The sequence below is a fragment of the Polynucleobacter sp. MWH-UH2A genome (genome assembly GCF_018687195.1).
In the GTDB taxonomy this organism is placed as follows: domain Bacteria; phylum Pseudomonadota; class Gammaproteobacteria; order Burkholderiales; family Burkholderiaceae; genus Polynucleobacter.
Window position 1 is genome coordinate 1535028 of sequence record NZ_CP061321.1, and the last position, 25312, is coordinate 1560339.

The 25312-nt window shown below is 45.6% G+C and carries 28 protein-coding genes; 8 read left to right on the top strand and 20 right to left on the bottom strand.

Going from position 1 to position 25312, the window contains the following annotated elements; all coding sequences use genetic code 11:
* Positions 1–38 precede the first annotated feature (38 nt).
* The 4 genes from IC571_RS07985 to IC571_RS08000 are packed head-to-tail and all read left to right on the top strand — an operon-like array spanning position 39 to position 3125.
* Positions 39–1307 carry a polyhydroxyalkanoate depolymerase gene (locus IC571_RS07985; RefSeq protein ID WP_215315821.1) on the top strand — a complete coding sequence of 423 codons (1269 nt, stop codon included), beginning with the start codon at positions 39–41 and terminating at the stop codon, positions 1305–1307.
* Positions 1308–1358: 51 nt separating this feature from the next.
* Positions 1359–2051: an electron transport complex subunit RsxB gene (gene rsxB, locus IC571_RS07990; RefSeq protein WP_215315822.1), complete on the top strand. Its 693-nt coding sequence runs from the start codon at positions 1359–1361 to the stop codon at positions 2049–2051.
* Positions 2051–2707, top strand: a complete 657-nt coding sequence (nth, locus tag IC571_RS07995) for an endonuclease III (RefSeq protein ID WP_215317878.1) — start codon at positions 2051–2053, stop codon at positions 2705–2707. Before rsxB ends, nth begins: the two co-directional genes overlap by 1 nt.
* Entirely contained in the window at positions 2694–3125 is a 432-nt protein-coding gene (locus tag IC571_RS08000) for a DUF1841 family protein (RefSeq protein WP_251373337.1), read from the top strand. Before nth ends, IC571_RS08000 begins: the two co-directional genes overlap by 14 nt.
* A 14-nt stretch (positions 3126–3139) precedes the next feature.
* Here IC571_RS08000 and IC571_RS08005 read toward each other — a convergent pair whose 3' ends face one another.
* From IC571_RS08005 to IC571_RS08045, 9 genes are all read right to left on the bottom strand, one after another.
* Positions 3140–3550, bottom strand: coding sequence for a Zn-ribbon domain-containing OB-fold protein (locus tag IC571_RS08005; RefSeq protein WP_215315824.1), 411 nt, complete (start codon positions 3548–3550; stop codon positions 3140–3142).
* On the bottom strand, positions 3547–4728 hold the full coding sequence (locus tag IC571_RS08010) for a thiolase domain-containing protein (protein ID WP_215315825.1): 1182 nt from the start codon (positions 4726–4728) through the stop codon (positions 3547–3549). The genes IC571_RS08005 and IC571_RS08010 overlap by 4 nt, the downstream gene beginning before the upstream one ends.
* A 34-nt stretch (positions 4729–4762) precedes the next feature.
* Positions 4763–5737: a tripartite tricarboxylate transporter substrate binding protein gene (locus IC571_RS08015; protein ID WP_215315826.1), complete on the bottom strand. Its 975-nt coding sequence runs from the start codon at positions 5735–5737 to the stop codon at positions 4763–4765.
* Entirely contained in the window at positions 5738–6403 is a 666-nt protein-coding gene (locus tag IC571_RS08020) for a 3-oxoacid CoA-transferase subunit B (protein ID WP_215315827.1), read from the bottom strand.
* Entirely contained in the window at positions 6400–7071 is a 672-nt protein-coding gene (locus IC571_RS08025; protein ID WP_215315828.1) for a 3-oxoacid CoA-transferase subunit A, read from the bottom strand. Before IC571_RS08025 ends, IC571_RS08020 begins: the two co-directional genes overlap by 4 nt.
* 65 nt (positions 7072–7136) lie before the next feature.
* Positions 7137–7577: an HIT family protein gene (locus tag IC571_RS08030; protein ID WP_215315829.1), complete on the bottom strand. Its 441-nt coding sequence runs from the start codon at positions 7575–7577 to the stop codon at positions 7137–7139.
* Positions 7578–7680: 103 nt separating this feature from the next.
* Positions 7681–8979, bottom strand: a complete 1299-nt coding sequence (gene aceA, locus IC571_RS08035) for an isocitrate lyase (RefSeq protein WP_173956193.1) — start codon at positions 8977–8979, stop codon at positions 7681–7683.
* Positions 8980–9251: 272 nt separating this feature from the next.
* On the bottom strand, positions 9252–10118 hold the full coding sequence (locus tag IC571_RS08040) for an amidohydrolase (protein WP_251373339.1): 867 nt from the start codon (positions 10116–10118) through the stop codon (positions 9252–9254).
* 8 nt (positions 10119–10126) lie between these two features.
* Complete coding sequence (locus IC571_RS08045; protein ID WP_215315830.1) at positions 10127–11389, bottom strand: MFS transporter; 1263 nt, start codon at positions 11387–11389, stop codon at positions 10127–10129.
* Positions 11390–11499: 110 nt separating this feature from the next.
* Between IC571_RS08045 and IC571_RS08050 the strand changes: the two genes are divergently transcribed.
* Positions 11500–13227 carry a 5-oxoprolinase/urea amidolyase family protein gene (locus IC571_RS08050; RefSeq protein WP_215315831.1) on the top strand — a complete coding sequence of 576 codons (1728 nt, stop codon included), beginning with the start codon at positions 11500–11502 and terminating at the stop codon, positions 13225–13227.
* Complete coding sequence (locus IC571_RS08055; RefSeq protein ID WP_215315832.1) at positions 13227–13958, top strand: 5-oxoprolinase subunit PxpA; 732 nt, start codon at positions 13227–13229, stop codon at positions 13956–13958. The genes IC571_RS08050 and IC571_RS08055 overlap by 1 nt, the downstream gene beginning before the upstream one ends.
* 13 nt (positions 13959–13971) lie before the next feature.
* On the opposite strand, the gene IC571_RS08060 is transcribed toward IC571_RS08055, so the two are convergent.
* Both IC571_RS08060 and clpB read right to left on the bottom strand, forming a co-directional pair.
* Positions 13972–15204: an MFS transporter gene (locus IC571_RS08060; RefSeq protein ID WP_215315833.1), complete on the bottom strand. Its 1233-nt coding sequence runs from the start codon at positions 15202–15204 to the stop codon at positions 13972–13974.
* Between the two features lie 48 nt (positions 15205–15252).
* Positions 15253–17856: an ATP-dependent chaperone ClpB gene (clpB, locus tag IC571_RS08065; RefSeq protein ID WP_215315834.1), complete on the bottom strand. Its 2604-nt coding sequence runs from the start codon at positions 17854–17856 to the stop codon at positions 15253–15255.
* A 107-nt stretch (positions 17857–17963) separates the two neighbouring features.
* Between clpB and IC571_RS08070 the strand changes: the two genes are divergently transcribed.
* On the top strand, positions 17964–18215 hold the full coding sequence (locus IC571_RS08070) for a GIY-YIG nuclease family protein (protein WP_215315835.1): 252 nt from the start codon (positions 17964–17966) through the stop codon (positions 18213–18215).
* Between the two features lie 3 nt (positions 18216–18218).
* Here IC571_RS08070 and IC571_RS08075 read toward each other — a convergent pair whose 3' ends face one another.
* Complete coding sequence (locus tag IC571_RS08075) at positions 18219–18938, bottom strand: sulfite exporter TauE/SafE family protein (protein WP_215315836.1); 720 nt, start codon at positions 18936–18938, stop codon at positions 18219–18221.
* 62 nt (positions 18939–19000) lie between these two features.
* On the opposite strand from IC571_RS08075, the gene fnr reads away from it, so the two are divergent.
* A complete protein-coding gene (gene fnr, locus IC571_RS08080) occupies positions 19001–19771 on the top strand; it encodes a fumarate/nitrate reduction transcriptional regulator Fnr (RefSeq protein ID WP_215315837.1) in 771 nt (256 codons plus the stop codon).
* Between the two features lie 4 nt (positions 19772–19775).
* Here fnr and IC571_RS08085 read toward each other — a convergent pair whose 3' ends face one another.
* From IC571_RS08085 to ccoS, 8 genes are all read right to left on the bottom strand, one after another.
* Positions 19776–20036 (bottom strand): hypothetical protein, encoded by a 261-nt coding sequence (locus IC571_RS08085; protein WP_215315838.1) that lies wholly within the window; start codon positions 20034–20036, stop codon positions 19776–19778.
* Positions 20033–20236, bottom strand: coding sequence for a FixH family protein (locus IC571_RS08090; protein WP_215315839.1), 204 nt, complete (start codon positions 20234–20236; stop codon positions 20033–20035). The genes IC571_RS08085 and IC571_RS08090 overlap by 4 nt, the downstream gene beginning before the upstream one ends.
* 30 nt (positions 20237–20266) lie before the next feature.
* Positions 20267–21724 (bottom strand): cytochrome c oxidase accessory protein CcoG, encoded by a 1458-nt coding sequence (gene ccoG / locus IC571_RS08095; protein ID WP_215315840.1) that lies wholly within the window; start codon positions 21722–21724, stop codon positions 20267–20269.
* Between the two features lie 20 nt (positions 21725–21744).
* Entirely contained in the window at positions 21745–22671 is a 927-nt protein-coding gene (gene ccoP, locus IC571_RS08100; RefSeq protein ID WP_215315841.1) for a cytochrome-c oxidase, cbb3-type subunit III, read from the bottom strand.
* Complete coding sequence (locus IC571_RS10495; protein WP_071465248.1) at positions 22668–22835, bottom strand: cbb3-type cytochrome C oxidase subunit 3; 168 nt, start codon at positions 22833–22835, stop codon at positions 22668–22670. The genes ccoP and IC571_RS10495 overlap by 4 nt, the downstream gene beginning before the upstream one ends.
* A 20-nt stretch (positions 22836–22855) precedes the next feature.
* A complete protein-coding gene (gene ccoO, locus IC571_RS08105) occupies positions 22856–23506 on the bottom strand; it encodes a cytochrome-c oxidase, cbb3-type subunit II (RefSeq protein WP_215315842.1) in 651 nt (216 codons plus the stop codon).
* A 10-nt stretch (positions 23507–23516) separates the two neighbouring features.
* Positions 23517–24959, bottom strand: a complete 1443-nt coding sequence (gene ccoN / locus IC571_RS08110) for a cytochrome-c oxidase, cbb3-type subunit I (RefSeq protein WP_215315843.1) — start codon at positions 24957–24959, stop codon at positions 23517–23519.
* A 165-nt stretch (positions 24960–25124) separates the two neighbouring features.
* Positions 25125–25304 (bottom strand): cbb3-type cytochrome oxidase assembly protein CcoS, encoded by a 180-nt coding sequence (ccoS, locus tag IC571_RS08115; protein ID WP_215315844.1) that lies wholly within the window; start codon positions 25302–25304, stop codon positions 25125–25127.
* Between the last annotated feature and the right edge of the window lie 8 nt (positions 25305–25312).

Consider the following 25312-nt stretch of genomic DNA (forward strand, 5'->3'; position numbering starts at 1 on the left):
ACAGCCTAAAGCGGTAATCGAGATTTAGAGGAGGTAGCATGCTTTACCAGTTACACGAGTTCCAAAAAGCCTTACTTCAGCCAATGAGTTCATGGGCACGCGCTGCCTCTGAGGCATTGATTAACGCATCGAATCCCGCTTCAAAAGTTCCCGGCTCTGAGCGCTTAGCCGCCAGCTATGAACTCCTCTATCGCTTAGGCAAGAACTACAAAAAGCCAGAATTTGGCATTCGTTCTGTAATTGCGCATGGTCATGAGGTTGCTATTCATGAAATGGTCAAGGTTGCGAAACCATTCTGTAACTTGATTCGTTTCAAGCGCTTTTCCGATGATGTGGAAACAATCAAAAAACTGAAAGAAGATCCTTCCGTTTTAATCGTCGCGCCACTCTCAGGTCACCACGCCACTTTGCTACGCGACACCGTTCGCACACTTCTACAAGATCACAAGGTATACATTACCGACTGGGTTGATGCTCGTAATGTTCCTGTGAGCGAGGGTGAGTTTGGATTAGATGACTATGTTCACTACGTCCAAGAATTTATTCGCTACATTGACTCAGAAAATTTACATGTGATTTCTGTTTGTCAGCCTACTGTGCCTACTTTAGGCGCCATTTCATTAATGGCTTCCGCTGGTGAAAAAACTCCTGCCTCAATGATCATGATGGGCGGTCCAATTGATGCGCGCAAGTCGCCAACTGCTGTGAACAACTTAGCTGAACAAAAATCACACGATTGGTTTGAGAGTCACGTCATTTATAAAGTTCCACCAACATATCCAGGCGCTGGTCGTCGCGTATACCCAGGCTTCTTGCAACATACTGGCTTTATTGCCATGAATCCCCAAAACCATTTGCAATCACATTGGGATTACTTTACCAACCTCGTGCGAGGCGATGAAGAGGATGCTGAGGCGCATATTCGTTTCTATGATGAATACAACGCTGTTTTGGATTTAGATGCGAAGTTCTACCTCGACACCATTAAAACCGTATTCCAAGACTACGCATTACCAAATGGCACTTGGGAAGTTGCCGGCAAACTGGTGAAGCCACAAGATATTCAAAAGACTGCTCTACTAACCGTAGAGGGTGAACTTGACGATATCTCTGGAAGTGGTCAAACACGATCTGCACACGGTCTGTGCGCTGGCATTCCTAAGGAATCAAAAGCCCATTACGAAGTAGCAGGCGCTGGTCACTATGGCATCTTCGCAGGTCGTCGTTGGCGTGAAAAGGTATATCCAAAAATTAAATCCTTTATTCGAGAGCATCAGCCTCAAAAACGTAAATCAGGCGCTAATTAATACAAATGAGAGACCTTAGCGTCTCTCATTTAAATTGGGAACTCGCAATTCATGAAGACCAACCAGGTGAAAGAGCTTGCTGATCGCCTAGAGGATCTTCTTCCTCAAACCCAATGCACTAAATGTGGTTACCCCGATTGCAGGGGGTACGCCGAGGCCCTAGCCAAGGGTGAAGCACTTCCCAACCAATGCCCACCAGGCGGGGTTGAGGGCATCAAAAGACTGAGCCAAGTATTGGCGCCAATTTACCCACAAGATGCATTTGATTTGCACCCAAGCATCAATTCCGAATGCGGTATTGAGCGCCCACGAGCAGTCGCTTTTATAGATCCGCAGAAATGTATTGGTTGCACTCTATGTATTCAGGCATGTCCCGTAGATGCAATCGTGGGCGCTTCGAAACAAATGCATGTGGTGCTCTCAGATTGGTGCACTGGTTGTGATCTTTGTATTCCACCATGCCCTGTGGACTGCATCTCGATGATCAATGTCACAGGCGAGAGAACCGGTTGGGACGCATGGAGTGCTGACTTAGCTGCGCTTGCACGCCAGCGTTATCAGGAACGTGAACAACGATTAGATCGCGAGCAAAAAGACAATGATGAGCGTTTAGCCAAGAAGGCTGCTGTAAAACTAGCCGCCGTGAATGCTGAGCAAGCCACTTCAGCGGAAGAAGAAAAAGAGAAAGAGCGTAAGCGTGCAATTATTGCCGCAGCAATTGCGAGAGCTCAGAAAAAATCATGATGAACCCAGAAAAGCGCCGCGCTTTTTTTGAACAACTCAAAGCAAACAATCCAAAACCCACTACTGAGTTGGAATATAGTTCGCCTTTTGAGTTACTCATTGCTGTACTCCTATCCGCTCAAGCTACCGACGTTTCAGTAAACAAGGGCACGCGCAAACTTTTTAAGATTGCCAACACCCCTCAAGCACTGATAGACCTGGGTGAAGAAGGTGTGCGACCCTATATTCAACATATTGGGCTATTTAATTCCAAAGGTAGGCATATTCAGGAAACCTGTCGCCTGCTAATTGAAAAGCACGGCGGCGAAGTGCCACAAAATAGAGAAGATCTCGAAGCTTTGCCTGGTGTTGGCAGAAAAACGGCCAACGTTATTCTCAATACTGCTTTTGGTCAACCGACTATCGCAGTTGATACCCACATCTTTAGGGTATCGAATCGCACTGGTCTAGCACCCGGCAAAGATGTTCTAGAGGTTGAGAAACAATTACTCAAACGGGTTCCGAAAGAATACCTATTAGATGCGCATCATTGGCTCATCTTGCATGGTAGATATACTTGCAAAGCGCGTAACCCTGAGTGCGCACAATGTATTGTTGAGCCCCTCTGCGGATTCAAGCAAAAAACAGGAAAAGGAAAAGTTCGTGGCACTATTTAATCCCACTCGCGAAGAGGTTCGTCGCTTTTTCTGTGACGCCTGGAAGAAAAAAAATGCTGGGCAGATTTTGGATTCAATGGAGACGCTTGCTAGCGACTGGATAGCGCAACATCCTGAATACCATTCCCTATTAGCCGACCCAGAGGGTGCATTAGCCCAAGACTACACACCAGAGCGTGGGGAAACTAATCCCTTCCTGCATTTATCTATGCATCTATCGATTAGCGAGCAGATCTCCATTAATCAGCCACCAGGTATCAAAGAAATCGCCGAGAAATTAAGCAAGAAATTGGGCTCGGAACATGAGGCCCAGCATCTGATGATGGAATGCTTAGGGCAAGTGATGTGGGAATCACAGAGGGAAGGCAAACCCCTTAACCCCGAGAGTTATCTCGAGGCTCTACGGAAACTTTGTTAAAGCCTAATTAAGAATTAAATAGGCTCAAAAAGATGGGTCTTTTGACCATCTTGCGTTTCTTGGAACACTACCCTGACCTTTTGCCCAACCCGAATGGAATCGAAATCGCAATTGGTCAGATGGGTCAACATTGAAATCCCCTCTTGCAATTTGACATAAGCCATTGCAAAAGGCACTTCAACGCCCCGTCTCATAACGGTATAAGAATAAATTTCACCTAATCCTGCTGACTTGATCCAGGTGGTGTCATCGCTACCACAATGCGGGCAAATGGTGCGAGGATAGTAATGAGACTCCTTGCAAGAATTGCAATACTTAATGAGTAATTCATCTTTCTGTGCTGCCTCGAGAAATGCTTTGTTCTCAGGATTTGCAACGGGGCTCGGTAAACGATGTTCTGAATGTTTTTGATTTGTTTGACTCATTGCAATCTCCCCATAATTAATACTGAAGCACCATGACGAGTACCCAACGCGCCTCCAATTCCAGAAGCAAGCGCAAATTCGAGATTAGGCACCTGTACTGCTGGATGCGCCTCACCACGTAACTGCCTAACCGCCTCAATCACCTTAGTCATACCACCGCGGTTTGCTGGATGGTTGTTACATAGACCACCACCATCGGTATTAAATGCTAATTTTCCTTTTCCAGAAATGAGTTGACCGCCCTCGACAAACTTACCGCCTTCGCCCTTTTTACAAAACCCAAGGTCCTCTAGCTGAATCAATACGGTAATAGTGAAGCTGTCATAGATTGAGGCATAACGAATTTGCTCTGGCGTCAGTTTTGCCTCTTTAAATGCCAAAGGCGCAGCCCATGCCAACCCCGAATAAGTCAGATCTACCTTGCCACCCATCTGTCCCTTTGTTGTTTCTCCAGCACCCATCATAGTGACAACCGGCTTTTTTAAAGTCTTAGCGATATCTGGATGCACTACCACCAATGCACCGCCACTATCAGTAACCACGCAACAATCTGCGCGATGTAGTGGATCCGCAATCATTGGCGAATTCAACACATCATCCACCGTTAAGACGTCTTTTAAAGCGGCATTAGGATTATGTTGCGCATGATGTGATGCTGCCACCTTAATCCAAGCCAGCTGCTCACTAGTAGTGCCAAACTCATACATGTGACGCATTGCGCACATGGCATAAGTATTCAATGGTGCCGGTGAGTATGGTTTCTCAAAAGCAAAGTCTGGAGCGCTTGCCCATTGACTACGAACTTGTGTGCCACTGGACCCTTCTGATTTTGGGCGGCCCGCCAAAGTAATGAGCGCCACTTTGCATTGACCGGCGGCGATAGCGCGAGCAGCATGATTAACGTGAGTTAAATAGGAAGATCCGCCAGTATCAGTGGAATCGAGATAGCGTAATTTCTTTAAACCTAGATAGTCAGCCATGGACACTGGACCCATTCCAGGAGCATCCCCAGCACAAAAATACCCATCAACATCATCTAAGGTTAAGCCGGCATCTAGCAGAGCACCTCGAGCAACCTCAGCATGCAGTTGCGCGACTGTATGATCTGGCGCAACTCTCAGGGGGTGCTCGTAAATGCCCGCTATACAAGCATCGTATTTATTAGCAGCAGATGACATGAATGTTGAATGCCTTTCTATATCTTTTGTCTCATTAATCAATCGTAATTTGGGACTGCGCAATTAACTTACGCCACTTCTCAATTTCACTTTTAATAAAGGTTGCAAATTGCTCAGGGGTTCCCGGCATTGGATCAGCACCCTGCGCAATTAATTTATCCTTAAATTTAGGATCTGCCAGAATCCCTTGCAACTCTTTATTGATTCGATTGCGAATTTCAATCGGTAAATTTGCTGGTGCTACTAAACCATACCAAGTAGCCATGTCATAACCAGGAAGCCCAGATTCAGCAATCGTTGGAATAGTTGGTGCGGCTGCTGATCGCTTTGCAGTAGTAACGCCAAGCGCTCTTAGACTACCTGACTTCACATGCGGCAAGCCGCTTGGCAAGTTCGGGAAACTCATGTCCACCTGTCCAGAAATCACATCCGGCATAGCGCTACCTGTACCTTTATACGGCACGTGAATCATATCGATCTTGGCCATCTTTTCAAACAACACAGCAGATAAGTGAACAGAAGTTCCACTACCACTAGAAGCAAAAGTGAGCTTGCCAGGATTGGCTTTCCCTGCTGCAATTAACTCGCCAACGGATTTATAAGGAGAGTTTGCAGGGACAATCAAAATATTGGGCGCTGAAAACACCCCACCAATCGCCGTGAAATCTTTTACGGGATCATATGGAAGATTTTTATAGAGCGAAGCATTTACAGCATGGCCAATCGAAGGGAAATATAGTACATAACCATCTGGTGCTGAGCGCGCTACATACTCGGCAGCAATATTGCCATTTGCGCCCGCTTTGTTCTCAACAATAACCGGTTGACCCAGTCTTACGGTAAGGCCTTCCGCTAAGGCGCGCCCTACTGTATCAGAAGAGCCGCCAGGAGAAAATCCCACGATTAAGTGAATGGGCTTACTTGGATAATCAGTCTTGCTTTGAGCACACGCGATTCCAGCAACCAGCCAAGCAGTCAGAATAGTTATTGTTTTGAGACACACCTTCATTTATTGTGCCGAACCCCGAATCATTGGTACGCCACTTAAAGATTGCAATTCTTCAAAACTAAGGCAGTCTACCCAATCTACCGCAACCAGCCCCTGAGGTGTAACGGCGATTGTTGCCAAATCGGTATAAATGCAGTCAACTGCAGCCAAAGCCGTTAAGGGATAAGTACATTCTTGAACGAATTTCGATTCACCAGATTTGGTGAGATGTTCCATCATGACGAATAATTTCTTGGCACCCAAGGCCAAATCCATCGCACCACCCACTGCAGGGATGGCTTTTGGATCGCCGGTACGCCAATTCGCGATATCGCCCTTTACTGAAACCTGAAAGGCGCCTAAGACACAAATATCAATATGACCTCCACGAATCATCACAAAAGAATCCGCATGATGACAAAGCGATGCGCCCGGCAACATCGTGACTGGCTGCTTACCAGCATTCACCAGCTCTTCATCAATTTCATGATCCTTCGCAAGTGGCCCCATACCAAGCAAGCCATTCTCGGAGTGCAACAGAATCTCTTTATCAGAAGGCAGATAGTTTGAAATAGTCATTGGTTGGCCAATACCCAAGTTGACATGCGCACCGTCAGGAATATCTTGAACAATCCGCTTGGCAATATCCGCTGTTGTGCGTTTTTTGACTTTAGAGAGATCAATCATGATTTGCCTCCCACTAGCACAATACGTTTCACAAAAATTCCCGGAGTTACGATTACTTCAGGATCGAGCTGACCTAGCTCCACAACTTCATTCACTTGTGCAATGGTGCAACGCGCAGCTGTTGCCATAATGGGACCGAAGTTACGACCTGTGCGGTGATAAGTTAAATTACCCCAACGATCCCCTTTGTCGGCCTTGATAAGCGCATAGTCCGCTTTGATTGCCGCTTCAAAAATGTGGTCAACGCCATCAATAACGCGCGTATCTTTCCCCTTGGCCAATTCCGTACCAAAACCAGTAGGCGTATAGAAACCACCAATTCCAGCGCCACCAGCACGTATCCGCTCAGCCAGAGTGCCTTGTGGAACTAGCTCAAGCTCAATTTTTCCTTCACGATATAAATCATCGAAAGCACCAGACTCTGGCTGACGAGGAAATGAACAGACTACTTTTTTAACCTGGCCTTTACCAATTAATTTAGCAATACCAATTCCTGAATTTCCGGCATTGTTACTGATGATGGTGAGATTCTTTGCGCCCTGTTCCGCAAGAGCATCCAATAAATATATTGGCAAGCCTGCGCCACCAAAACCCGAAACCAAAATGGTTGAGCCATCGGCTATATCCTGGACGGCTTGCGCCACACCAGGAATAATTTTGTTTATCACTACTTGTCTCCATCTATTTTTATTATCGTTACCGCTTTTCAGCTTTGCGCTGATTTTCTATTAATTTAATACATTTGTGAGATCGCATCGCGAATAATGGCGGGCAGCATCTTGGCAAGCGCCCTTCTGGCCTCAAGCACCGATTTTGAGGTCTCTCTTGCCTTTGCTGACCACGGTGAACCTGGAAAATAGGCATCATCTTGATATCGAGGAATCACATGCCAATGAATATGCGGAACCATATTCCCCAAAGTAGCCAGATTGACCTTGTCTGGCTCCATTAGCTCACGAATAACTTCCTCAACAGCAAACACTAAAGACATGATGTGCTCACGTTCGCCATAGGTGAGATCAGACATTTCAGGAACATGGCGATTCCAAATCACCCGACAAAATCCTGGTAAGTCGGGATCATTCACCATGATGACTCGGCAATCATCGCCGCGCCAAATTAACTCACCCTCTTCGGGCTTGAGCTCATCTTTACAAAGTATGCAATTTGTCATGCAATGAATGTATACGAAAACGGCATCTAAGTCACCTTTGTGAGGTAATTTAGATGCCGTGGCAGTAAGGGTGTTACTGCTACTACAGACTACTTAGGGATTCTTAGTGGAACTGCTCTTCTTCAGTAGAACCAGTCAAGGCTGTAACAGATGACTTGCCACCTTGAATAACAGTTGTTACATCATCAAAGTAACCTGTGCCAACTTCTTGCTGATGTGATACGAAGGTGTATCCACGATCACGAGCAGCAAATTCTGGCTCTTGTACTTTCTCAACATAAGCAGTCATGCCACGCTTAGAGTAGTCTTGCGCCAAGTCGTACATGTTGTACCACATAGAGTGAATACCAGCGAGAGTAATGAACTGATATTTGTAACCCATTGCGCCCAACTCACGTTGGAATTTCGCAATCGTTGCATCGTCCAGGTTCTTCTTCCAGTTAAATGATGGTGAGCAGTTGTATGCCAACATCTTGCCTGGGAACTTCGCACGAATTGCTTCAGCAAACTGACGTGCAAAATCCAAATCAGGAGTACCGGTTTCACACCAAACCATATCAGCGTATTCAGCATAAGCAAGGCCACGTGAAATTGCTTGATCCAAACCCTTACGAGTCTTGTAGAAGCCTTCTGCAGTGCGCTCACCAGTCAAGAATGGCTTATCGTTTTCATCGTAATCAGATGTCAACAAATCAGCAGCTTCAGCATCGGTACGAGCCAAAATAATTGTTGGCACGCCCATTACGTCTGCAGCCAAACGGGCTGCGATCAATTTCTGCACTGACTCGCCAGTTGGCAACAATACCTTACCGCCCAAGTGACCGCACTTCTTCACAGAAGAAAGTTGGTCTTCAAAGTGAACGCCAGCTGCGCCTTGCTTAATTAATGCCTTAGCTAATTCAAAAGCATTCAATACACCACCGAAGCCTGCTTCTGCATCAGCAACGATTGGAGCATAGTAGTCGATATAACCTGCATCACCAGGGCCGATACCTTTAGCAGTTTGAATTTCATCAGCGCGCTGGAATGAGTTATTAATACGCTCAACCATCTTTGGAACAGAATCCACAGGATACAAAGATTGATCTGGATACATTGCTGCGTAAGAATTGCCATCAGCAGCTACTTGCCAACCAGACAAGTAGATCGCTTGAATACCAGCTTTAACTTGTTGCATCGCTTGACCACCGGTCAATGCGCCTAAGCAATTTACATATGCTTCGTTATTCACGAGATCCCACAATTTTTCAGCGCCATGCTTTGCCAATGTGTGCTCAATCATCAACGAACCGCGCAGACGTACAACATCCTCTGCTGTATAGCCACGTTTGATGCCTTTCCAACGTGGATTGGTATCCCAATCCTTCTGAATTGCTGCGATTTCAGCTTTGCGATCTGCCATGTTTTTCTCCCTAAGTTAAACAAGTAATTCAAAAATTCGAAGATTTTTAAGACCCATCAAATACCACTTGAAGTCTTATGTCTTATATAAGAGTTTAGAGGGTTATCAAAACCAAGCAATACTTATTGAGTTCTTTTTTGAAAATATTTAACCGTTTAATTTCAGTTACTTAGGAATGTCTTTTTGCAATACGAAACAACTATCCGTCCTGCGAAACGATAACGCCACCCTCATGTTGCACTGCATTTTACGCAGTGTAATGAGATTTCATATTATGAAAAATATAGACGTTGCGGATTACCGCAGAGAATCCTATTGCGCTGCTCCTCATCGGGAGCATATAAAGCCAAGCTTTCCAACATTTGCGCGACTCGCGGCATGATCCCCCAATTGGCGACATGCGGCCAATCTGAGCCCCACACACATCTATCTGGTGCCGCAGCAATGAGCGCCTTGGCATATGGCACCACATCTAAATAGGGAGGCGGGTTATCGGTTAAGCGGTATGCGCCAGACACCTTTACCCAAGCCCTTTCTTTTACTAACTCTAGCAACGCACGAAAGCCTGGTGACTGCAATCCAATAGAGGTGCGTAAATAACCCATGTGGTCAATCACTAAAGTTGATTGCATCTTTTGCATGCGTGGCATCAGACCAGGCAAATCATTCGCGTCCAATAAAAATTGGATATGCCAACCCCAATCTTTAGCAAGTGCATCGCACTCTTCCAGCTTTGAGATATCTAAACCACCGCCAGAGAACATCAAATTCATACGGATGCCGACAACCCCAGCATCTTTCATTCTTTGGTAATAAGCGTCTGGCTGATTCAGTAAGGGCACAGCTATACCACGTAAGCGTTTGGGATGGTTCTCAAGCGCTTTCAACATGGGCTCGTTGTCTTGACCATTCACACTTACCTGAATCAGAACCCCGTAGGTCATACCAACTTCATCCAGCATGCGAATGTACTGTTCTTCAGTTGCTTCTGGAGAGGTATAGGAGCGATCAGGTACAAAGCTGGCAGCACTAATTACATGAGCATGCGTATCCACTGCGCCATAAGGCAACTTAAAAGGAAAAGGACCGCTCTGATGATCAGGCGGTCCTGGGCAAAACGGAATATCTACTGCGGACACAAATTTCCTTAATTGGCCTGCAACTCTCGCCCTTTAGTCTCAGGAAGAATCACTGCTGCAATAAAGAATACGCCATAAGCAATCACTGCAAAAATCGCAATCGCCATCGCCAATCCATATTGAGCCGAGAAGTAACCAACTAATGCCGGGAACAAAGCGCCGATGCCACGACCAAAGTTATAGCAAAAGCCCTGTCCAGATCCACGCAAACGGGTTGGGAACAATTCTGTCAAGAATGCCCCCATGCCAGAGAAATAACCACTAGCGAAGAATCCCAATGGGAAGCCAAGCCACATCATCATCTCATTGGTAATTTCTAACTGAGTGTATGCAATCACCAAGACAATCGCACCAAGTGAGAATGTCATGAATAATTTCCGGCGACCATAACGATCCGCCATCCATGCACCCACGAGATAACCAATAAAGCTTCCCACAATTAAGAAGGCTAGATAACCAGTGGACCCAACCACAGTTAACTTACGTTCCGCCTTCAAGAATGTTGGCACCCAAGTAGTGATAGCATAGTAGCCACCTTGCGCACCCATCGTCAGCAATGAAGCCAAGATGGTTGTTTTCAAAATGCCAGGCTTGAAAATTTCCAAGATGGAAGGTGCTTGACCTGCTGCAACCACTTTTTCGCGAGCGATCTTTGCGATCTCTGGCTCATCCACATGGCGACGAATATACAAGAGCAGCAATGCAGGGAAGAAGCCAACTACGAACATTGCGCGCCATGCCATGTCAGCCGGCAACAGACTAAACATAATGGCTTGCAAGAGAACTGCGGCGCCCCAGCCGATCGCCCATGCAGACTGCACGGTACCGACTGCACGACCACGATATTCTGCGCGAATGGTTTCACCCATTAACACTGCGCCAGCAGCCCACTCACCACCAAAACCAAATCCCAAGAGTGCGCGAGCAATCATGAGCTGATTGAAGTCTTGTGTGAATGCACAAATCAAACTAAAACTAGAAAACCATAAGATGGTGAATTGCAAAGTGCGAACACGACCAATTCGATCAGCAAGATATCCAGCAAACCATCCGCCGAATGCGGAAGCAAGCAAGGTTCCTGTCACCGCTAGACCAGCCATTCCACGATCTACTTGCCACACGGCAATAATGGTGCCGATCACCAATGGATAGATCATGAAATCCATACCATCAAGCGCCCAACCTAAAAAGCAACCCCAGAATGTTTTCTTTTCTTTGGGGTTCATGACCTTATAGAAACCGGTCAGACTGGTATCCGTTTGTTGACTCATTTTGTCTCCTTTTTGTTTTAGGCTTTAAATTAGCGAATGAGTAACGCATTTATAACCCAAATATTCTGCTTATAGGGCAAACTAGAGTAAACCCTTAATTTCATTTCATCATGCATTGCACACTCATTGGCGACCACAGCGTATTAATTGATTTCTCAAAATCAAGCGAGCCGCTCAAAAGCATTCATGCACTCAGCAAGACTCTCTTTGCCAATCAGCCTGCTTGGGCAGCTGAAATCGTGCCAGGACTAGATTCACTCGTCATTCAACTGCAATGCACTACTGAGAACCCCAAAGCTACGCGTGAGCAAGCGCTAGCAGATCTTAAAAAGATTGGGGAGCAATTTGAAAAACAGAAAAACCGCAAAACAAGTCCGAACAAGATTCATCGGATTCAAGTTTGCTATCACCCTGATGTTGGATTAGATTTGCCCGCAATTGCCAAAGCCTGCAAGCTGTCTATTGAAGAAGTTATTCGTTTGCATAAAAAGAGTTTGTATACCGCAGACATTCTGGGCTTTATGCCTGGATTCGCCTATTTCAGCGGCCTCAACCCTGAGCTGCGTTTACCAAGATTGGCATCGCCTAGACCAGCGGTACCTAAGGGAAGCGTAGCCATTGCGGAATTACAAACCGCCATTTACCCTCGCGTCACACCAGGGGGCTGGAATATTATTGGCCGATCACCCAACAAGCTATTTGATATCGACAATAACCCTCCCGGCTTATTTATGGCCGGAGATCAAATGCAGATTGAAGAAATCTCACTTGATCAATTTCATCGGCTTGATCAAGTAAACGCACCTAAGGATGTAATTCGATCACTCGAGCAAAATAAATCCACGGCATCAATTGAGATTTTGCAAGCAGGCACCTTTAGCACCATACAAGATGATCCACGTTCAGGTCTATCTCATTGGGCAGTGGGCCCCGGAGGCGCATGCGACACTGCCTCTCTTCATTTAGCAAATGCATTGGTTGGCAACCCACCAAATACTGCAGCTATTGAAATGACCTCTACTGGACCGACTCTACTTTTTTCTGAAGCAACTTGCGTAGCCTGGGTTGGTGCTAGCTGCGATGGGATTGTGAACGGTCAACGCATTCCCGGCAATCGACCTGCGTGGATTCCAAAAGGTGGCACCATTAAATTTTCACCTTTGAGTCCAGGATTTAGAGCCATACTCGCCATTGGTGGTGGGCTAGATCTTCCTGAAACCTTAGGTCGCTTTGGCTCCCACATTAGCGCAGACATCGGACCTAAGCGTTTGGAAAAAGGAAATCTGCTCCCGCTCGCAAATCCTAAGGCGCCACTAAAGTCTGCCTTCCTAAAAGCACTTCACAAGGAAGATGATCTACCCTCTTATCCAAAGTGGCAGATTCGATCGCCGTTTTTACCAACCAGCCCCATCACTCAAATCCGCTGTTTAGCTGGGCCACACCTATCGCTTCTCGGCGCAAAAGAACGAGAAATGTTCTGGTCTACCATCTGGACGGTAAGCAATCAAAGTAATCGCATGGGTGTGCGCTTACAGGGTGATTTCAAAGTGAAAAAAGATTTGCCTAACATCCCATCTCAGGCCATTACCTTTGGAACAGTGCAATTCCCCCCATCCCATGAACCGATTGTGATGTTGGCTGAACACCAAACCACTGGTGGCTACCCACGACTTGCAGAGGTCATTCGCTCAGACCTCATCAAACTAGCCCAAGCAAAACCTGGCAGTAAATTACAACTTCAGTTGATTGACTTGGAAGAGGCAGATAAATGCAATTCAGAAGCTGTAAAGTTACAAGAATCAACCATGAATGCAATTCAGACCATCATTGATAACTAATGGAAATTCGTATGGATATTAATAGTGATATGGGCGAAGGTTTTGGGGCCTGGGAAATGGGCAATGACGCCCTTTTACTTGACTACATTACCTCCACAAACATCGCCTGTGGCTGGCATGCTGGTGACCCCGCTCGCATGCAAAAATTGGTTGAACTAGCAATCCAAAAAAATGTTCATATTGGCGCGCACCCAGGACTACCTGATCTAGCTGGTTTTGGCAGACGCGAAATGGCTATCTCAGAACAAGATGCCTATCGCTACACACTCTATCAAGCTGGTGCTCTACAAGCATTTGTGAAAGCAGCAGGCGGGACACTGCATCACGTTAAGCCTCATGGCGCTTTGTATAACCAAGCCGCTCGAGACATCAAGCTGGCCCGCGGAATTGCACAAGCAGTAAAAGATCTTAGTAATGATGTGATTTTGTATGGCTTAGCGGGTAGCTGCCTCATTACAGCGGCAAAAGAAATCAATGTGCCTGTATGGCAAGAGGTGTTTGCTGATCGTCGCTATACTCCAGAAGGATTTTTGGTACCACGCACTCAAGCGGGCGCAGTAATTGAAGATGATGAACAAGCACTTCAGCAGGCATTGAGTATGGCAAATAACGGCATCGTCAAGTCAATCGATGGAAAAGAGATTGCCATTCAGGCTGATACCTTGTGTATTCATGGCGACAATCCACATGCTGTCGAGTTTGCAAAGAAAATCAAAGCGGCTTTACATTAATGCCGCGAATAATTTAAGCTGGCTTTTGGGTTGTCGATGAGACTTTAAATACTGTTGGAATAATCATCAACTGAAATAGCGCAATACCAATAAAGAGCGCCTTAGGAAGTCCGGCATCCATAAAGAAGCCAAACACAAATGGGCCTACAGCCGCGCCCAAATCAATTCCCGAATACACAATTCCATATACCCGTCCAGCCACACCCTTTGGCGTTGCCATTTTCACCAACAAGTCTCTTGAGGGAGCAACAACACCATAGCCAAATCCCAATGTACAGAAAATTATTGGGATGAATTGCAGAGGTATAAATCCCGTCGCAAGAAGCAAACAAATAATGATGGTAATCGACAGAAAACTCGACACAATTCGCTCTGGGGTATAAAGCTTTGCTGCTAAATACCCACCAACCAAAACACCTGCCGCGCTTCCTAGTGCCAAAAGCGTTAAGTAGTAATTACCGACATTAACCGGTAAGTCATAGATCTTAAAGAGCGCGCTGGGTGAAAAGGATTGCAGGCTTGAGGTAGAAGCCATGCTAAAGAAAAAGAAGACCCAACATAACCAAACGGCTTTTAATCTCAAGAACGCAAACGCTCCTTCTGTGCTTGCACCCGATTTGCTTGATGAATTACTCTCTTGGCCATGCTCATGGCGCTCTTTGACGTTATCAATTAGTTGATTTCTGTTAAACCAAAGAATCAACAAAATCATCGCCTCTAATAGGGCCGCGGATAAGAAAGCGATACGCCAATCTGATATCTGCGCAATCCCCACCATAAATGCTGGTGCGGCAGCCCAACCCAAATAACCTGTTACGCCATGCATCGAGTAGGCATAAGGTAAATTTGGTGGGGAGATTTTGTGATTAATTAGCGTGTAATCAACTGGATGAAAAATGCCATTGCCACAACCGGCGATGATCGCCCCCATCACCAACATCCAATACCCATTGCTTTGAGAGTAAGTAAGGGCAGCTAAAGCCAACAAACCAACACCCGCAAATAGGATAGGTCTTGCGCCAATGCAGTCGACCAAAAACCCCGAAGATGCTTGCACCACACAAGAAACCACGAAGAAGATGGACATCAATAGCCCAAGCTCTGCGTAATTGAGGGCGAATTCATTCTTCAACCACGGAAACATCGGTGGAAGAATGAGATGAAAAAAATGGGAGCTGCCGTGCGCTAGGCTAATAAGACTAATAACCCGGACATCACTGGCACGCCTACTAAGCGCAACAGTCATGTACCGAGTGTACTAGCGCAGGATGATTCCTGCAAAAACTACGCGATATTAATGAACTTGGCGGGTAAAGCTAAACTCGCCATTCTTGTCTACATCTACCGGAACGACATCCTTAGGGCCAAACTTGCCCTCCAAAATCATCTTGGAAACAGGGTTCTCGATGTGTTGTTGGATGGCTCGTTTTAATGGACGTGCACCAAAGATCGGATCAAAACCAACCTCCGCAAGCTTGCTTAAAGCAGCATCACTGACTTCGAGCTGCATATCTACTCTCGCCAAGCGCTCCGACAAATTCTTCAACAAAATCTTGGCAATATTAGAAATATTGTCTTTATCCAAACCATGGAACACCACGATCTCATCAATACGATTTAAGAATTCAGGACGGAAATGATTTTTCAACTCTTCAAAAACAGCTTCTTTGATCTCGGCTTGCTTCTTATCTGCCATAGATTGAATTAACTGTGATCCAATATTACTGGTCATCACGATGACAGTGTTTTTAAAGTCTACTGTACGACCCTGACCATCAGTCAAACGTCCATCATCAAGTACTTGCAAAAGTACATTGAAAACATCGGGGTGTGCTTTTTCAATTTCATCAAACAAGATCACGCTGTATGGATGACGACGTACTTGCTCCGTGAGATAACCACCCTCTTCGTAGCCAACATAACCAGGAGGCGCGCCAATTAATCGTGCAACACTATGCTTCTCCATAAACTCACTCATATCGATACGAATTAAGTGATCTTCGCTATCAAATAGGAAACCAGCTAATGCTTTGCATAGCTCGGTCTTACCAACCCCAGTTGGCCCCAAGAATAAGAAAGAGCCATAAGGGCGATTCTCTTCAGCTAAACCAGCACGAGAACGACGAATCGCATCCGACACTGCGCGAATAGCCTCATCTTGACCAACTACACGCTTATGCAGCAACTCTTCCATTTTCAGAAGCTTGTCACGCTCGCCCTGCATCATCTTAGATACAGGAATGCCTGTCGCACGAGAAACTACCTCAGCGATTTCTTCTGCACCAACTTGTGTACGAAGTAGCTTGTTCTTCACAACACCATCTTTATCGCCTTTAGCTTCTGCAGCGGCAGCGGATTTGAGCTTTGCTTCCAGTTCGGGTAATTTGCCATATTGCAATTCAGCTACTTTTTCGAGTTTGCCTTCACGTTGCAACTTAGCAATTTCTGCACGAACCTTCTCAATCTCTTCTTTGAGATGAGCGGCACCTAATACAGCACCCTTCTCTGCCTTCCAAATCTCCTCTAAGTCTGCATACTCAGCACCAAGACGCTTGATCTCATCCTCAATCAAAGCCAAACGCTTCTGCGAAGCCTCGTCTTTCTCCTTCTTGACCGCTTCACGTTCAATCTTGAGCTGAATTAAGCGGCGATCCAACTTATCCATCACCTCAGGCTTGGAATCAATCTCCATCCGAATACGTGAGCCCGCTTCATCGATCAAATCGATTGCCTTATCAGGTAAGAAGCGGTCAGTGATGTAGCGGTGAGATAACTCAGCAGCAGCCACGATTGCTGGATCAGTAATTTCAATTCCATGGTGAAGTTCATAGCGCTCTTGCAAACCACGCAAGATGGCAATAGTTGCCTCTACGCTTGGCTCTTCCACCATCACTTTTTGGAAGCGGCGCTCTAAAGCAGGATCTTTCTCGATGTACTTACGATATTCATCTAAAGTAGTTGCGCCAATGCAATGCAGTTCGCCACGCGCCAAAGCAGGCTTGAGCATGTTGCCGGCATCCATGGCGCCATCACTCTTACCAGCGCCAACCATCGTATGAATTTCATCAATAAAGATGATGGTCTGACCCTCGTCCTTAGCGACATCACTTAAAACTGCCTTCAGACGCTCTTCAAATTCGCCACGATATTTCGCGCCTGCCAATAGTAAAGCCATATCTAAAACCAAAACACGTTTGTCTTTCAATGTCTCAGGCACTTCGCCATTCACAATTCGTTGCGCCAGACCTTCCACAATCGCAGTTTTACCTACGCCTGGCTCACCAATTAAAACGGGATTATTTTTACCGCGTCTTTGCAGAATCTGAATGGTGCGACGAATTTCATCATCACGACCAATTACGGGATCAAGCTTACCCATGCGGGCACGCTCTGTTAAATCCACAGTATATTTTTTCAAGGCCTCACGTTGGCCTTCAGCATCTGCACTATTCACCGACTCTCCTCCGCGGACTAAATCAATCGCCGCTTCTAGTGATTTACGATTTAAACCATTCTCACGAGCCACTTTACCAAGCTCGCCCTTGTCATCAGCCACTACTAGTAAAAATAATTCACCAGCAATAAACTGATCATTACGTTTGTTAGCTTCTTTTTCACATAAGTTAAGCCAATTGCTGAGATCACGCCCTACTTGGACCTCACCACTAGTGCCTTGCACTTCCGGGAGGTTATTAATGATCTTTTCTACGCCTTTTTCAAGACCAGAAATATTCACCCCAGCACGGGTTAATAAACTCTTTGCAGCACCATCCGAGTCACGCAACATCGCCAGCAACAAATGGGCTGGCTCAATATATTGATTGTCTTTAGCCAAAGCAATGCTCTGAGCCTCACTCAAAGCCTGCTGAAATTTAGTGGTTAATTTATCTATTCTCATTTTTATTGCCTCATGTATTCCATGTATTTATATCTATAGAATATAAGGGCTATATTGTGAATTTCAAGGCTTTTTACAGCTCTTTTTAACCCAAATTTGACCTCATTTTGACCTGGTGTGTTTACCTTCTAGAGTGCTCTGACGGCAGTTACTATGCCGGCATTACCAATCGCCTCGAACATCGCATTAACGCCCATAATTTGGGGCAAGGCGCACGCTATACCCGATCCCGTGGACCGGTCAAATTATTAGCAACCCAAGAACATCCAGACCGATCTGCAGCTTCTATAGCTGAGGCGCAATTAAAGCGTCTAGCTCGATCGCAAAAATTAGCGTTCTTTCAAGCTAAAAATGAATAGCGCCTAAGAAAGGCAGAAGCCGCCATTTAGCAATGCGCTAGGCAAAGTCCATGCCCGATACAAACCGAACCCGGCGCCAATAAATAGTAATAAAGCGGCAAAATATCGAACCCATGCATATTGCCCAAACTGAGTTAACGCTGCAGAAAACTTAGAGATTAATAATAGGTTTGGCAAAGTACCCAAACCAAAGGCAAGCATGATGGTTGCACCAGTCAATACATCACCAGATAGAAATGCCAATGGCAGCACTCCATAAACCAAGCCACAAGGTACAAGCCCCCACAGCATTCCACTAAACCAGCGAGATGGGTTATTAGCAAAACGACCTAAATACTTAGTCCAATAATTTGCAATTTGAGCGCTCAACCAGCCACTACCAATACGTGCGTTGGATCTATTCATACCCAACAAACGAGCCCCCATGAAAAACAACAAGATGGAGGTCAATACAAATAATGCGCGCTGGATTGGCAATACATTCTGCTGCCAAACAGCAAGCCCAATCCAAGCAGCAAGAGCGCCTAATAAAACATAAGTACTGATACGCCCGAGATGCATAACCAACTGTTCATATATCAGCTGGGATTTGGGGCGCAAAGGCACCTGAGAGGCTACGGGACGCTCAATTGCAGCAGCAATACCTCCACACATCAAAGCGCAATGCCAACCACTCACGAGTGCGCCCAAAAAAACTGCAGTTAACAGGCTGGCGGTCAGCATTTAAAAGGGGTGGGACTATCGTTCACCCTAGTAGAATAAACTGTCTGCATAATTAAGCCATTATGAATTACAAACCTACCGATACCCCTACCAGCAAATGCTCGGTTTGCGTCTTGGGGCAGTTTTGCCTTCCGGTGGGGCTAAGCTCTAGTGATGTATCCAAAATTGATACCCTTGTAAAAGAGCGGGTGCATTTACAAAAAGGGGAAAGCCTCTATCGTCATGGCGATCCATTGGGCTCGGTTTATAGCGTTCGCTTTGGCACTCTCAAAACAGAATATTGCCTACAAGATGGTCGGCAACAAGTCATTGGCTTTCATCTTCCCGGTGAAATTTTAGGTTTAGACGGGATTGGGGACGGCCACTACCAATCTGATGCGATCGCTCTAGAAGAGAGTGACGTATGCATTATTCGTTACGAAGCATTTGAGGAACTGGCGCGACAAATCCCAGTTCTACAAAATCAGTTTCACCGCATCATGAGTCGTGAGCTCACTCAAGATCAGCGTCATTTACTTTCTCTTGGCACAATGCGTGCTGAAGAGCGATTGGCAGCTTTTCTATTAAGCCTCTCCCAACGCTTAGCAGCGCGCGGTTATTTAAATAATGAATTTGATTTACGCATGAGTCGCGTGGATATTGGCAGCTACCTTGGTATTCAGATAGAAACCGTCAGCCGCATGCTCTCACGCTTTGCTGAATCAGGACTCATTCAAATTAAACAACGACATATCAAACTCATTGATATGAATGGGCTCTACGAACTGGCGGGCATACCAAACCCAGATAGAACAGCCTGCGTTAGCGCTGATATCCCTATAAAACAGGGATAAGCACTTAAATCAATCCGCGATCGATTTCTTTATTCTCGGATGATTCAATACCAGGCAATATATAGGCGGTTAAAGCGCTAGAGACCGCACAAAATGTCCAGATGATAAAAAATCCAATGGTGTAAATACCCTCATCAGATACGTCTGGATGATATCCAAAGAACAACAAATCTTGTGGGTGGATAACGGTAAACAACAAGCCCTCTGCCATACCAGCAACCAAGAATGAAGGCCACAAAATCCAAGTAAGCAAGCGATATTTCATTTGTGAACCTGCGCATCTTTCAGTTGTTCAACCTTTAAACCCTGCTTCACTACGCCATCCCGCAAAGGCTTATCCGTATACATATTTACTGCAAGCCAAATCGTGATCATGCAACCAATCATTGCCACTGCTGGCCCGCTAATTAAGAGCCAAGGCCACAACTGTTTCCACCAGGGCTTGCTGATCTGCTGTTCGGTCATATGCTTGCTCTCCATCTTTTGCTTGCTAGCTTAACGAGGAATGATAAAGCTGGATTTTTCATTACGCGTTCTAGAAATGATTTCGTTGCCGGCCTGCTCTTGCGCAGTGACATCAAAATGAATTGGGTAATTCCCAGAATCGTTTTGGCCAATATTGGTGCTCACTTTAATTGGCATCAACTGATTACTTGCGGGCCCAACATTAATCTCAGTAACTTCTTGACCTTGAGAATTCAGAATTCTCAAATCATTCAGACCAGTCGCCTTAATCTGAACCTTCATTGGGTTCTCGGAAGCGTTCATGATTTGAATACGATAAATATTCTCAATACGAACACCCTCTACTTCACGCGCTAATGCGCCACGGTCACGCATGACATCCACACGCAGTGGATTTCTGGTAGCCAAAGAAAATAGAAAAGCGGAAGCCAACAGCGTAATAAAACCAGTATAGAAAATTACTCTTGGACGGAATATATGCCTAATGGCACTTTGATTGGACTCCTTATCCAGCATTGCTCTCTCGGTGGTGTACCGAATCAAACCTTTTGGATAATTCACCTTCTCCATCACCTGATCGCACGCATCAATACAGGCACCACAACCGATACACATGTATTGCAAGCCATCTCGAATATCAATGCCCGTTGGACAGACTTGTACGCAAATACTGCAGTCAACACAATCACCTAAACCCAAAGCGCCATGATCTGCAGACTTACTACGGCTACCGCGTGGTTCACCACGCACTTTATCGTAGGTCACTAAGAAGGTGTCTTTGTCGACCATCACACTTTGGAAGCGTGCGTAAGGGCACATGTATTTGCAAACTTGCTCGCGCATAAAGCCTGCATTGCCCCAAGTGGCGAAGCTGTAAAAGCACAACCAGAATGTCTGCCATGGGCCTAAGGACAAATGCAAAATCGCTGCGCCCAAGGTTTCAATCGGCGTGAAGTAGCCGATAAAAGTAAAGCCTGTCCAGAAAGCAATAAGCAACCAAAGGAAATGCTTCGTTATCTTCAGGCGCCATTTTCTAAAACTCCATGGCCACTCTTCCCCGTCTAGACGTATCCGCGCAAAACGATCACCTTCGACCTTGCGCTCGATCCACATAAAGATTTCGGTATACACCGTCTGTGGACATGCATACCCACAAAATAAGCGGCCAGCTACTGCAGTAAATAAAAATAAAGCTAAGGCAGACAGAATTAAAAGCAGCGTGAGATAAATCACATCCTGCGGCCATAAAACCAAGCCGAAGATATAGAACTTACGCTGGATTAAATCAAAGAGAACGGCTTGACGACCATTCCAACTCAGCCAAGGAAGACCATAAAAGAGGAGTTGGGTGGCAAATACGAGGATAAAACGCCAACGGGCAAATAGGCCCGAGACTGAACGAGGGTAAATCTTTCGCCGGACCTCGTAAAGAGACTCCTCTATTACTTCTATTGGAACGGGCTTCCCACCCGGCGAATTCTCTGACACTGTTACTTCACTTACCCTATTTACTTGCTTGCTGGAGCTTGCTTATTGTTTGATAAGCCCCAGACATAAGCTGTTAGCAACTGAATCTTTTCAGGACTCAACACCTTATCTTGAGCAGGCATCATTGCCATACGACCCTTAGTAACTGTCTCAATAATGGTTGCCTCAGAACCACCATACAACCAAGTCTTATCAGTTAGGTTAGGTGCGCCTAAAGCAATATTGCCTTTTCCATCTGGACCATGACAAGCTGCGCAGTTTGCTTTAAATACCTCTGCACCACGTGCCACCTTGAGATCATCAGCAGGTAAACCAGACAGGCTACGAACGTAATTTGCTACATCCACAATTTGTTTGCTATCCAATTGTGGGAATGGAGGCATTACACCACCACGACCATTGGTAATGGTTGTTTTGATGTTCTCAGGTGAACCGCCATATAACCAATCACCATCTGTCAAATTCGGGAAGCCTTTAGAACCGCCAGCATCTGAGCCATGGCATTGCGCACAAGAATTTAAGAATAAACGTTGACCCATTTCACGGGCTTGTGGATCGGCAGCAATTTGCTCAATATCCATCTTCACGTATTTCGCATAGACTGGCTTGAGCTCATCATTTGCATTCGTCATCGACTTCATCAAAGCACCATCAGTGCTATAGCCCAATACACCTGGATAAGAACCCAAGCCTGGATAGAGCACTAGATAAACCAAAGCAAATATGCAAGAGATTAAGAACATCCACATCCACCAACGTGGCAATGGATTATTCAACTCGCGTAAGTCTCCATCCCAAACGTGACCAGTGTCGGCTACTTGGCCATCAGGCTTTAGCGTTACCTTTGTCTTGCGTTGAGAAAATAATAACCAGATGCACCATACAATACCGACCAAAGTTACTAAGGCGATATAGGTACTCCAACCGGCACCAAGAAAGTCACTCATGATTTATCCTTACTGAATTCATCGGGTAGATCGAACGGGAGTTCTGCGGATTCTTGATTAGCGGGCTGTCTTTTTGCAGACCAAGCCCACCAAACGATTCCTAAAAAAACTACTAAGCCAAGTACTGTAGATATTGCTGAGAGGTAGGGTGCGATATTTTGCATAGTTTCCCAATAGCTAAGAATTACTTAGCTACCACCTCATCAACAATGATGTATCTACGATTGATACCAAGTCCTTGTAAATAAGCAACCAAAGCATCAAGCTCAGTCTTGCCTTCTAATTCTTTTGGCGCATTTGCAATATCTTCATCGGTGTAAGGCACACCTAAGCGACGCATTGCAGTCATGTGTGACTGAATAGTGCTCGCATCCGCAGCATTCTTTGCCAAATAAGGATAAGCAGGCATGTTGGACTCAGGCACTACATCACGTGGGTTGTTTAAGTGAATCTGATGCCAAGCATCAGAATAACGACCGCCTACGCGAGCCAGGTCTGGACCAGTACGCTTACTACCCCACAGGAATGGGTGATCAAAAACAGATTCGCCAGCCAAAGAATAAGGACCGTAGCGCTCTACTTCTGAACGTAGTGTACGAATCTGTTGTGAATGGCAACCCAAGCAACCTTCGCGCTGATAAATATCGCGACCTGCCAAACGCAATGCAGAGTAAGGCACCACTCCAGGACTCGGTTCTGTAGTGGAGTGCTGGAAGAATAGTGGAACGATCTGCACCAAGCCCGCAATCGAAATCGCTGCAATGGTAGCAATGATCAACCAACCAGCATTACGCTCAAGCGTTTCGTGGGAGAAAAATCGACGTTGTTCTGACATGTTCTTTTCCTTAGTGAGCGGCAATAGATACTTGTGGAATCTCAGCATCAATGAATTTTTTGTTAATCACTGTCTTGTACACGTTGTAGGCCATGATCAACATGCCACCTAAGTAGCAGAGACCGCCCAACAAACGAATTACATAGAAGGGGTAAGTCGCCTTTACAGACTCCACAAAGCTGTAAGTCAATGTGCCGTCTGGTTCAAAGGCTCTCCACATCAAACCTTGCATTACACCGGCAATCCACATCGCAGCGATATAGATGACCACACCGATCGTAGCTACCCAGAAATGCAGCTCAATTAACTTCGTGCTGTACATATCTTTTTGACCAACCAAACGTGGGATGAGATAGTACAAAGATCCAATCGTGATCATTGCAACCCAACCTAATGCACCAGAGTGCACGTGACCGATGGTCCAGTCGGTGTAGTGAGACAAGCTATTTACCGTCTTGATAGACATCATGGAGCCTTCAAAGGTAGACATACCGTAGAAGGACAACGCTACAACTAAGAACTTCAAGATTGGATCACGACGCAATTTATGCCATGCGCCAGATAAAGTCATGATGCCGTTAATCATGCCGCCCCATGAAGGAGCCAACAAGATCAATGAGAACACCATACCTAAAGATTGGGTCCAATCAGGCAAGGAGGTGTGTTGCAAGTGGTGAGGACCTGCCCACATGTAAGTGAAGTTCAATGCCCAGAAGTGAACGATGGACAAACGATAGGAGTAAATTGGACGCTCTGCTTGCTTTGGAATGAAGTAATACATCATGCCCAAGAAGCTGGTTGTCAAAAAGAAGCCCACCGCATTATGTCCGTACCACCACTGGATCATTGCATCCTGCGCACCAGCATAGGCCGAGTAAGACTTAAATAAGCTAGCTGGCATTTCAATGTTATTAACAATATGCAGAACTGCAATCGTCAAGATATATGCGCCAAAGAACCAGTTTGAAACATAGATATGTTTGGTTTTGCGCTTGATCACTGTACCGAAGAACACAATCGCGTATGCAACCCAAACAACTGTAATCAGAAGATCGATTGGCCACTCTAATTCGGCATACTCTTTAGAAGTGGTGATACCTAATGGCAAAGTGATAGCTGCAGAAACAATGACGGCTTGCCAACCCCAAAAGGTAAAGGCCGCTAACTTGTCGCAGAACAAACGTACCTGACACGTTCTTTGTACGATGTAATACGAAGTTGCAAATAGCGCTGATCCGCCAAATGCAAAAATCACGGCGTTGGTATGTAGTGGGCGCAAGCGACCATAACTTAACCAAGGGATGTTGAATGTAATTTCAGGCCAAATTAATTGCGCAGCGAGGATAACCCCGACGAGCATGCCAACAATTCCCCACAATACGGTAACGATGGCAAATTGGCTGATTACCTTGTAATTGAAGGTATCTTGATTACTCCCCACGGCAGATCCCATGGTTTCTCCTTTTTCTGACCAAACAGCGACATAATCCAAATAGACTGGATTGATTATCAAATTAAGGCTTTAGGCGGGGTTTGATCTATGTCAAAAAGGGTGGGGCAAAATCAGGATTCGTTAAGGAGAGCAAGCCTGAACCATATAACTTATTGTTTTAAATGACTATTTTTGAGAGTGTTCGCTAACTTTTTGTGGCTTTGGAGCGTCATCATCCATCAAAATGGACTCACCTGGACCACTTAAATCATCGAACTGCCCACTTTTTACGGACCAGTGCAAGATCCAAGCCAATAAAGCCACCAAAAGAAGAGATAGAGGAATCAGAATAAAAAGGCTTTCCATCCCAACAG

Bases quoted from the DNA above. Each gene is read 5' to 3' on its own strand.
- IC571_RS08045 (WP_215315830.1), bottom strand. From the start codon at position 11,389: ATGAGTCAACAAACGGATACCAGTCTGACCGGTTTCTATAAGGTCATG.
- IC571_RS08015 (WP_215315826.1), bottom strand. From the start codon at position 5,737: ATGAAGGTGTGTCTCAAAACAATAACTATTCTGACTGCTTGGCTGGTT.
- ccoS (WP_215315844.1), bottom strand. From the start codon at position 25,304: ATGGAAAGCCTTTTTATTCTGATTCCTCTATCTCTTCTTTTGGTGGCT.
- clpB (WP_215315834.1), bottom strand. From the start codon at position 17,856: ATGAGAATAGATAAATTAACCACTAAATTTCAGCAGGCTTTGAGTGAG.
- IC571_RS08010 (WP_215315825.1), bottom strand. From the start codon at position 4,728: ATGTCATCTGCTGCTAATAAATACGATGCTTGTATAGCGGGCATTTAC.
- ccoP (WP_215315841.1), bottom strand. From the start codon at position 22,671: ATGAGTGACTTTCTTGGTGCCGGTTGGAGTACCTATATCGCCTTAGTA.
- nth (WP_215317878.1), top strand. From the start codon at position 2,051: ATGAACCCAGAAAAGCGCCGCGCTTTTTTTGAACAACTCAAAGCAAAC.
- IC571_RS07985 (WP_215315821.1), top strand. From the start codon at position 39: ATGCTTTACCAGTTACACGAGTTCCAAAAAGCCTTACTTCAGCCAATG.
- fnr (WP_215315837.1), top strand. From the start codon at position 19,001: ATGAATTACAAACCTACCGATACCCCTACCAGCAAATGCTCGGTTTGC.
- IC571_RS08055 (WP_215315832.1), top strand. From the start codon at position 13,227: ATGGAAATTCGTATGGATATTAATAGTGATATGGGCGAAGGTTTTGGG.
- rsxB (WP_215315822.1), top strand. From the start codon at position 1,359: ATGAAGACCAACCAGGTGAAAGAGCTTGCTGATCGCCTAGAGGATCTT.
- IC571_RS08020 (WP_215315827.1), bottom strand. From the start codon at position 6,403: ATGATTGATCTCTCTAAAGTCAAAAAACGCACAACAGCGGATATTGCC.
- IC571_RS08050 (WP_215315831.1), top strand. From the start codon at position 11,500: ATGCATTGCACACTCATTGGCGACCACAGCGTATTAATTGATTTCTCA.
- IC571_RS08060 (WP_215315833.1), bottom strand. From the start codon at position 15,204: ATGACTGTTGCGCTTAGTAGGCGTGCCAGTGATGTCCGGGTTATTAGT.
- IC571_RS08085 (WP_215315838.1), bottom strand. From the start codon at position 20,036: ATGAAATATCGCTTGCTTACTTGGATTTTGTGGCCTTCATTCTTGGTT.
- ccoN (WP_215315843.1), bottom strand. From the start codon at position 24,959: ATGGGATCTGCCGTGGGGAGTAATCAAGATACCTTCAATTACAAGGTA.
- IC571_RS10495 (WP_071465248.1), bottom strand. From the start codon at position 22,835: ATGCAAAATATCGCACCCTACCTCTCAGCAATATCTACAGTACTTGGC.
- IC571_RS08030 (WP_215315829.1), bottom strand. From the start codon at position 7,577: ATGACAAATTGCATACTTTGTAAAGATGAGCTCAAGCCCGAAGAGGGT.
- IC571_RS08090 (WP_215315839.1), bottom strand. From the start codon at position 20,236: ATGACCGAACAGCAGATCAGCAAGCCCTGGTGGAAACAGTTGTGGCCT.
- ccoO (WP_215315842.1), bottom strand. From the start codon at position 23,506: ATGTCAGAACAACGTCGATTTTTCTCCCACGAAACGCTTGAGCGTAAT.
- IC571_RS08005 (WP_215315824.1), bottom strand. From the start codon at position 3,550: ATGAGTCAAACAAATCAAAAACATTCAGAACATCGTTTACCGAGCCCC.
- IC571_RS08075 (WP_215315836.1), bottom strand. From the start codon at position 18,938: ATGCTGACCGCCAGCCTGTTAACTGCAGTTTTTTTGGGCGCACTCGTG.
- aceA (WP_173956193.1), bottom strand. From the start codon at position 8,979: ATGGCAGATCGCAAAGCTGAAATCGCAGCAATTCAGAAGGATTGGGAT.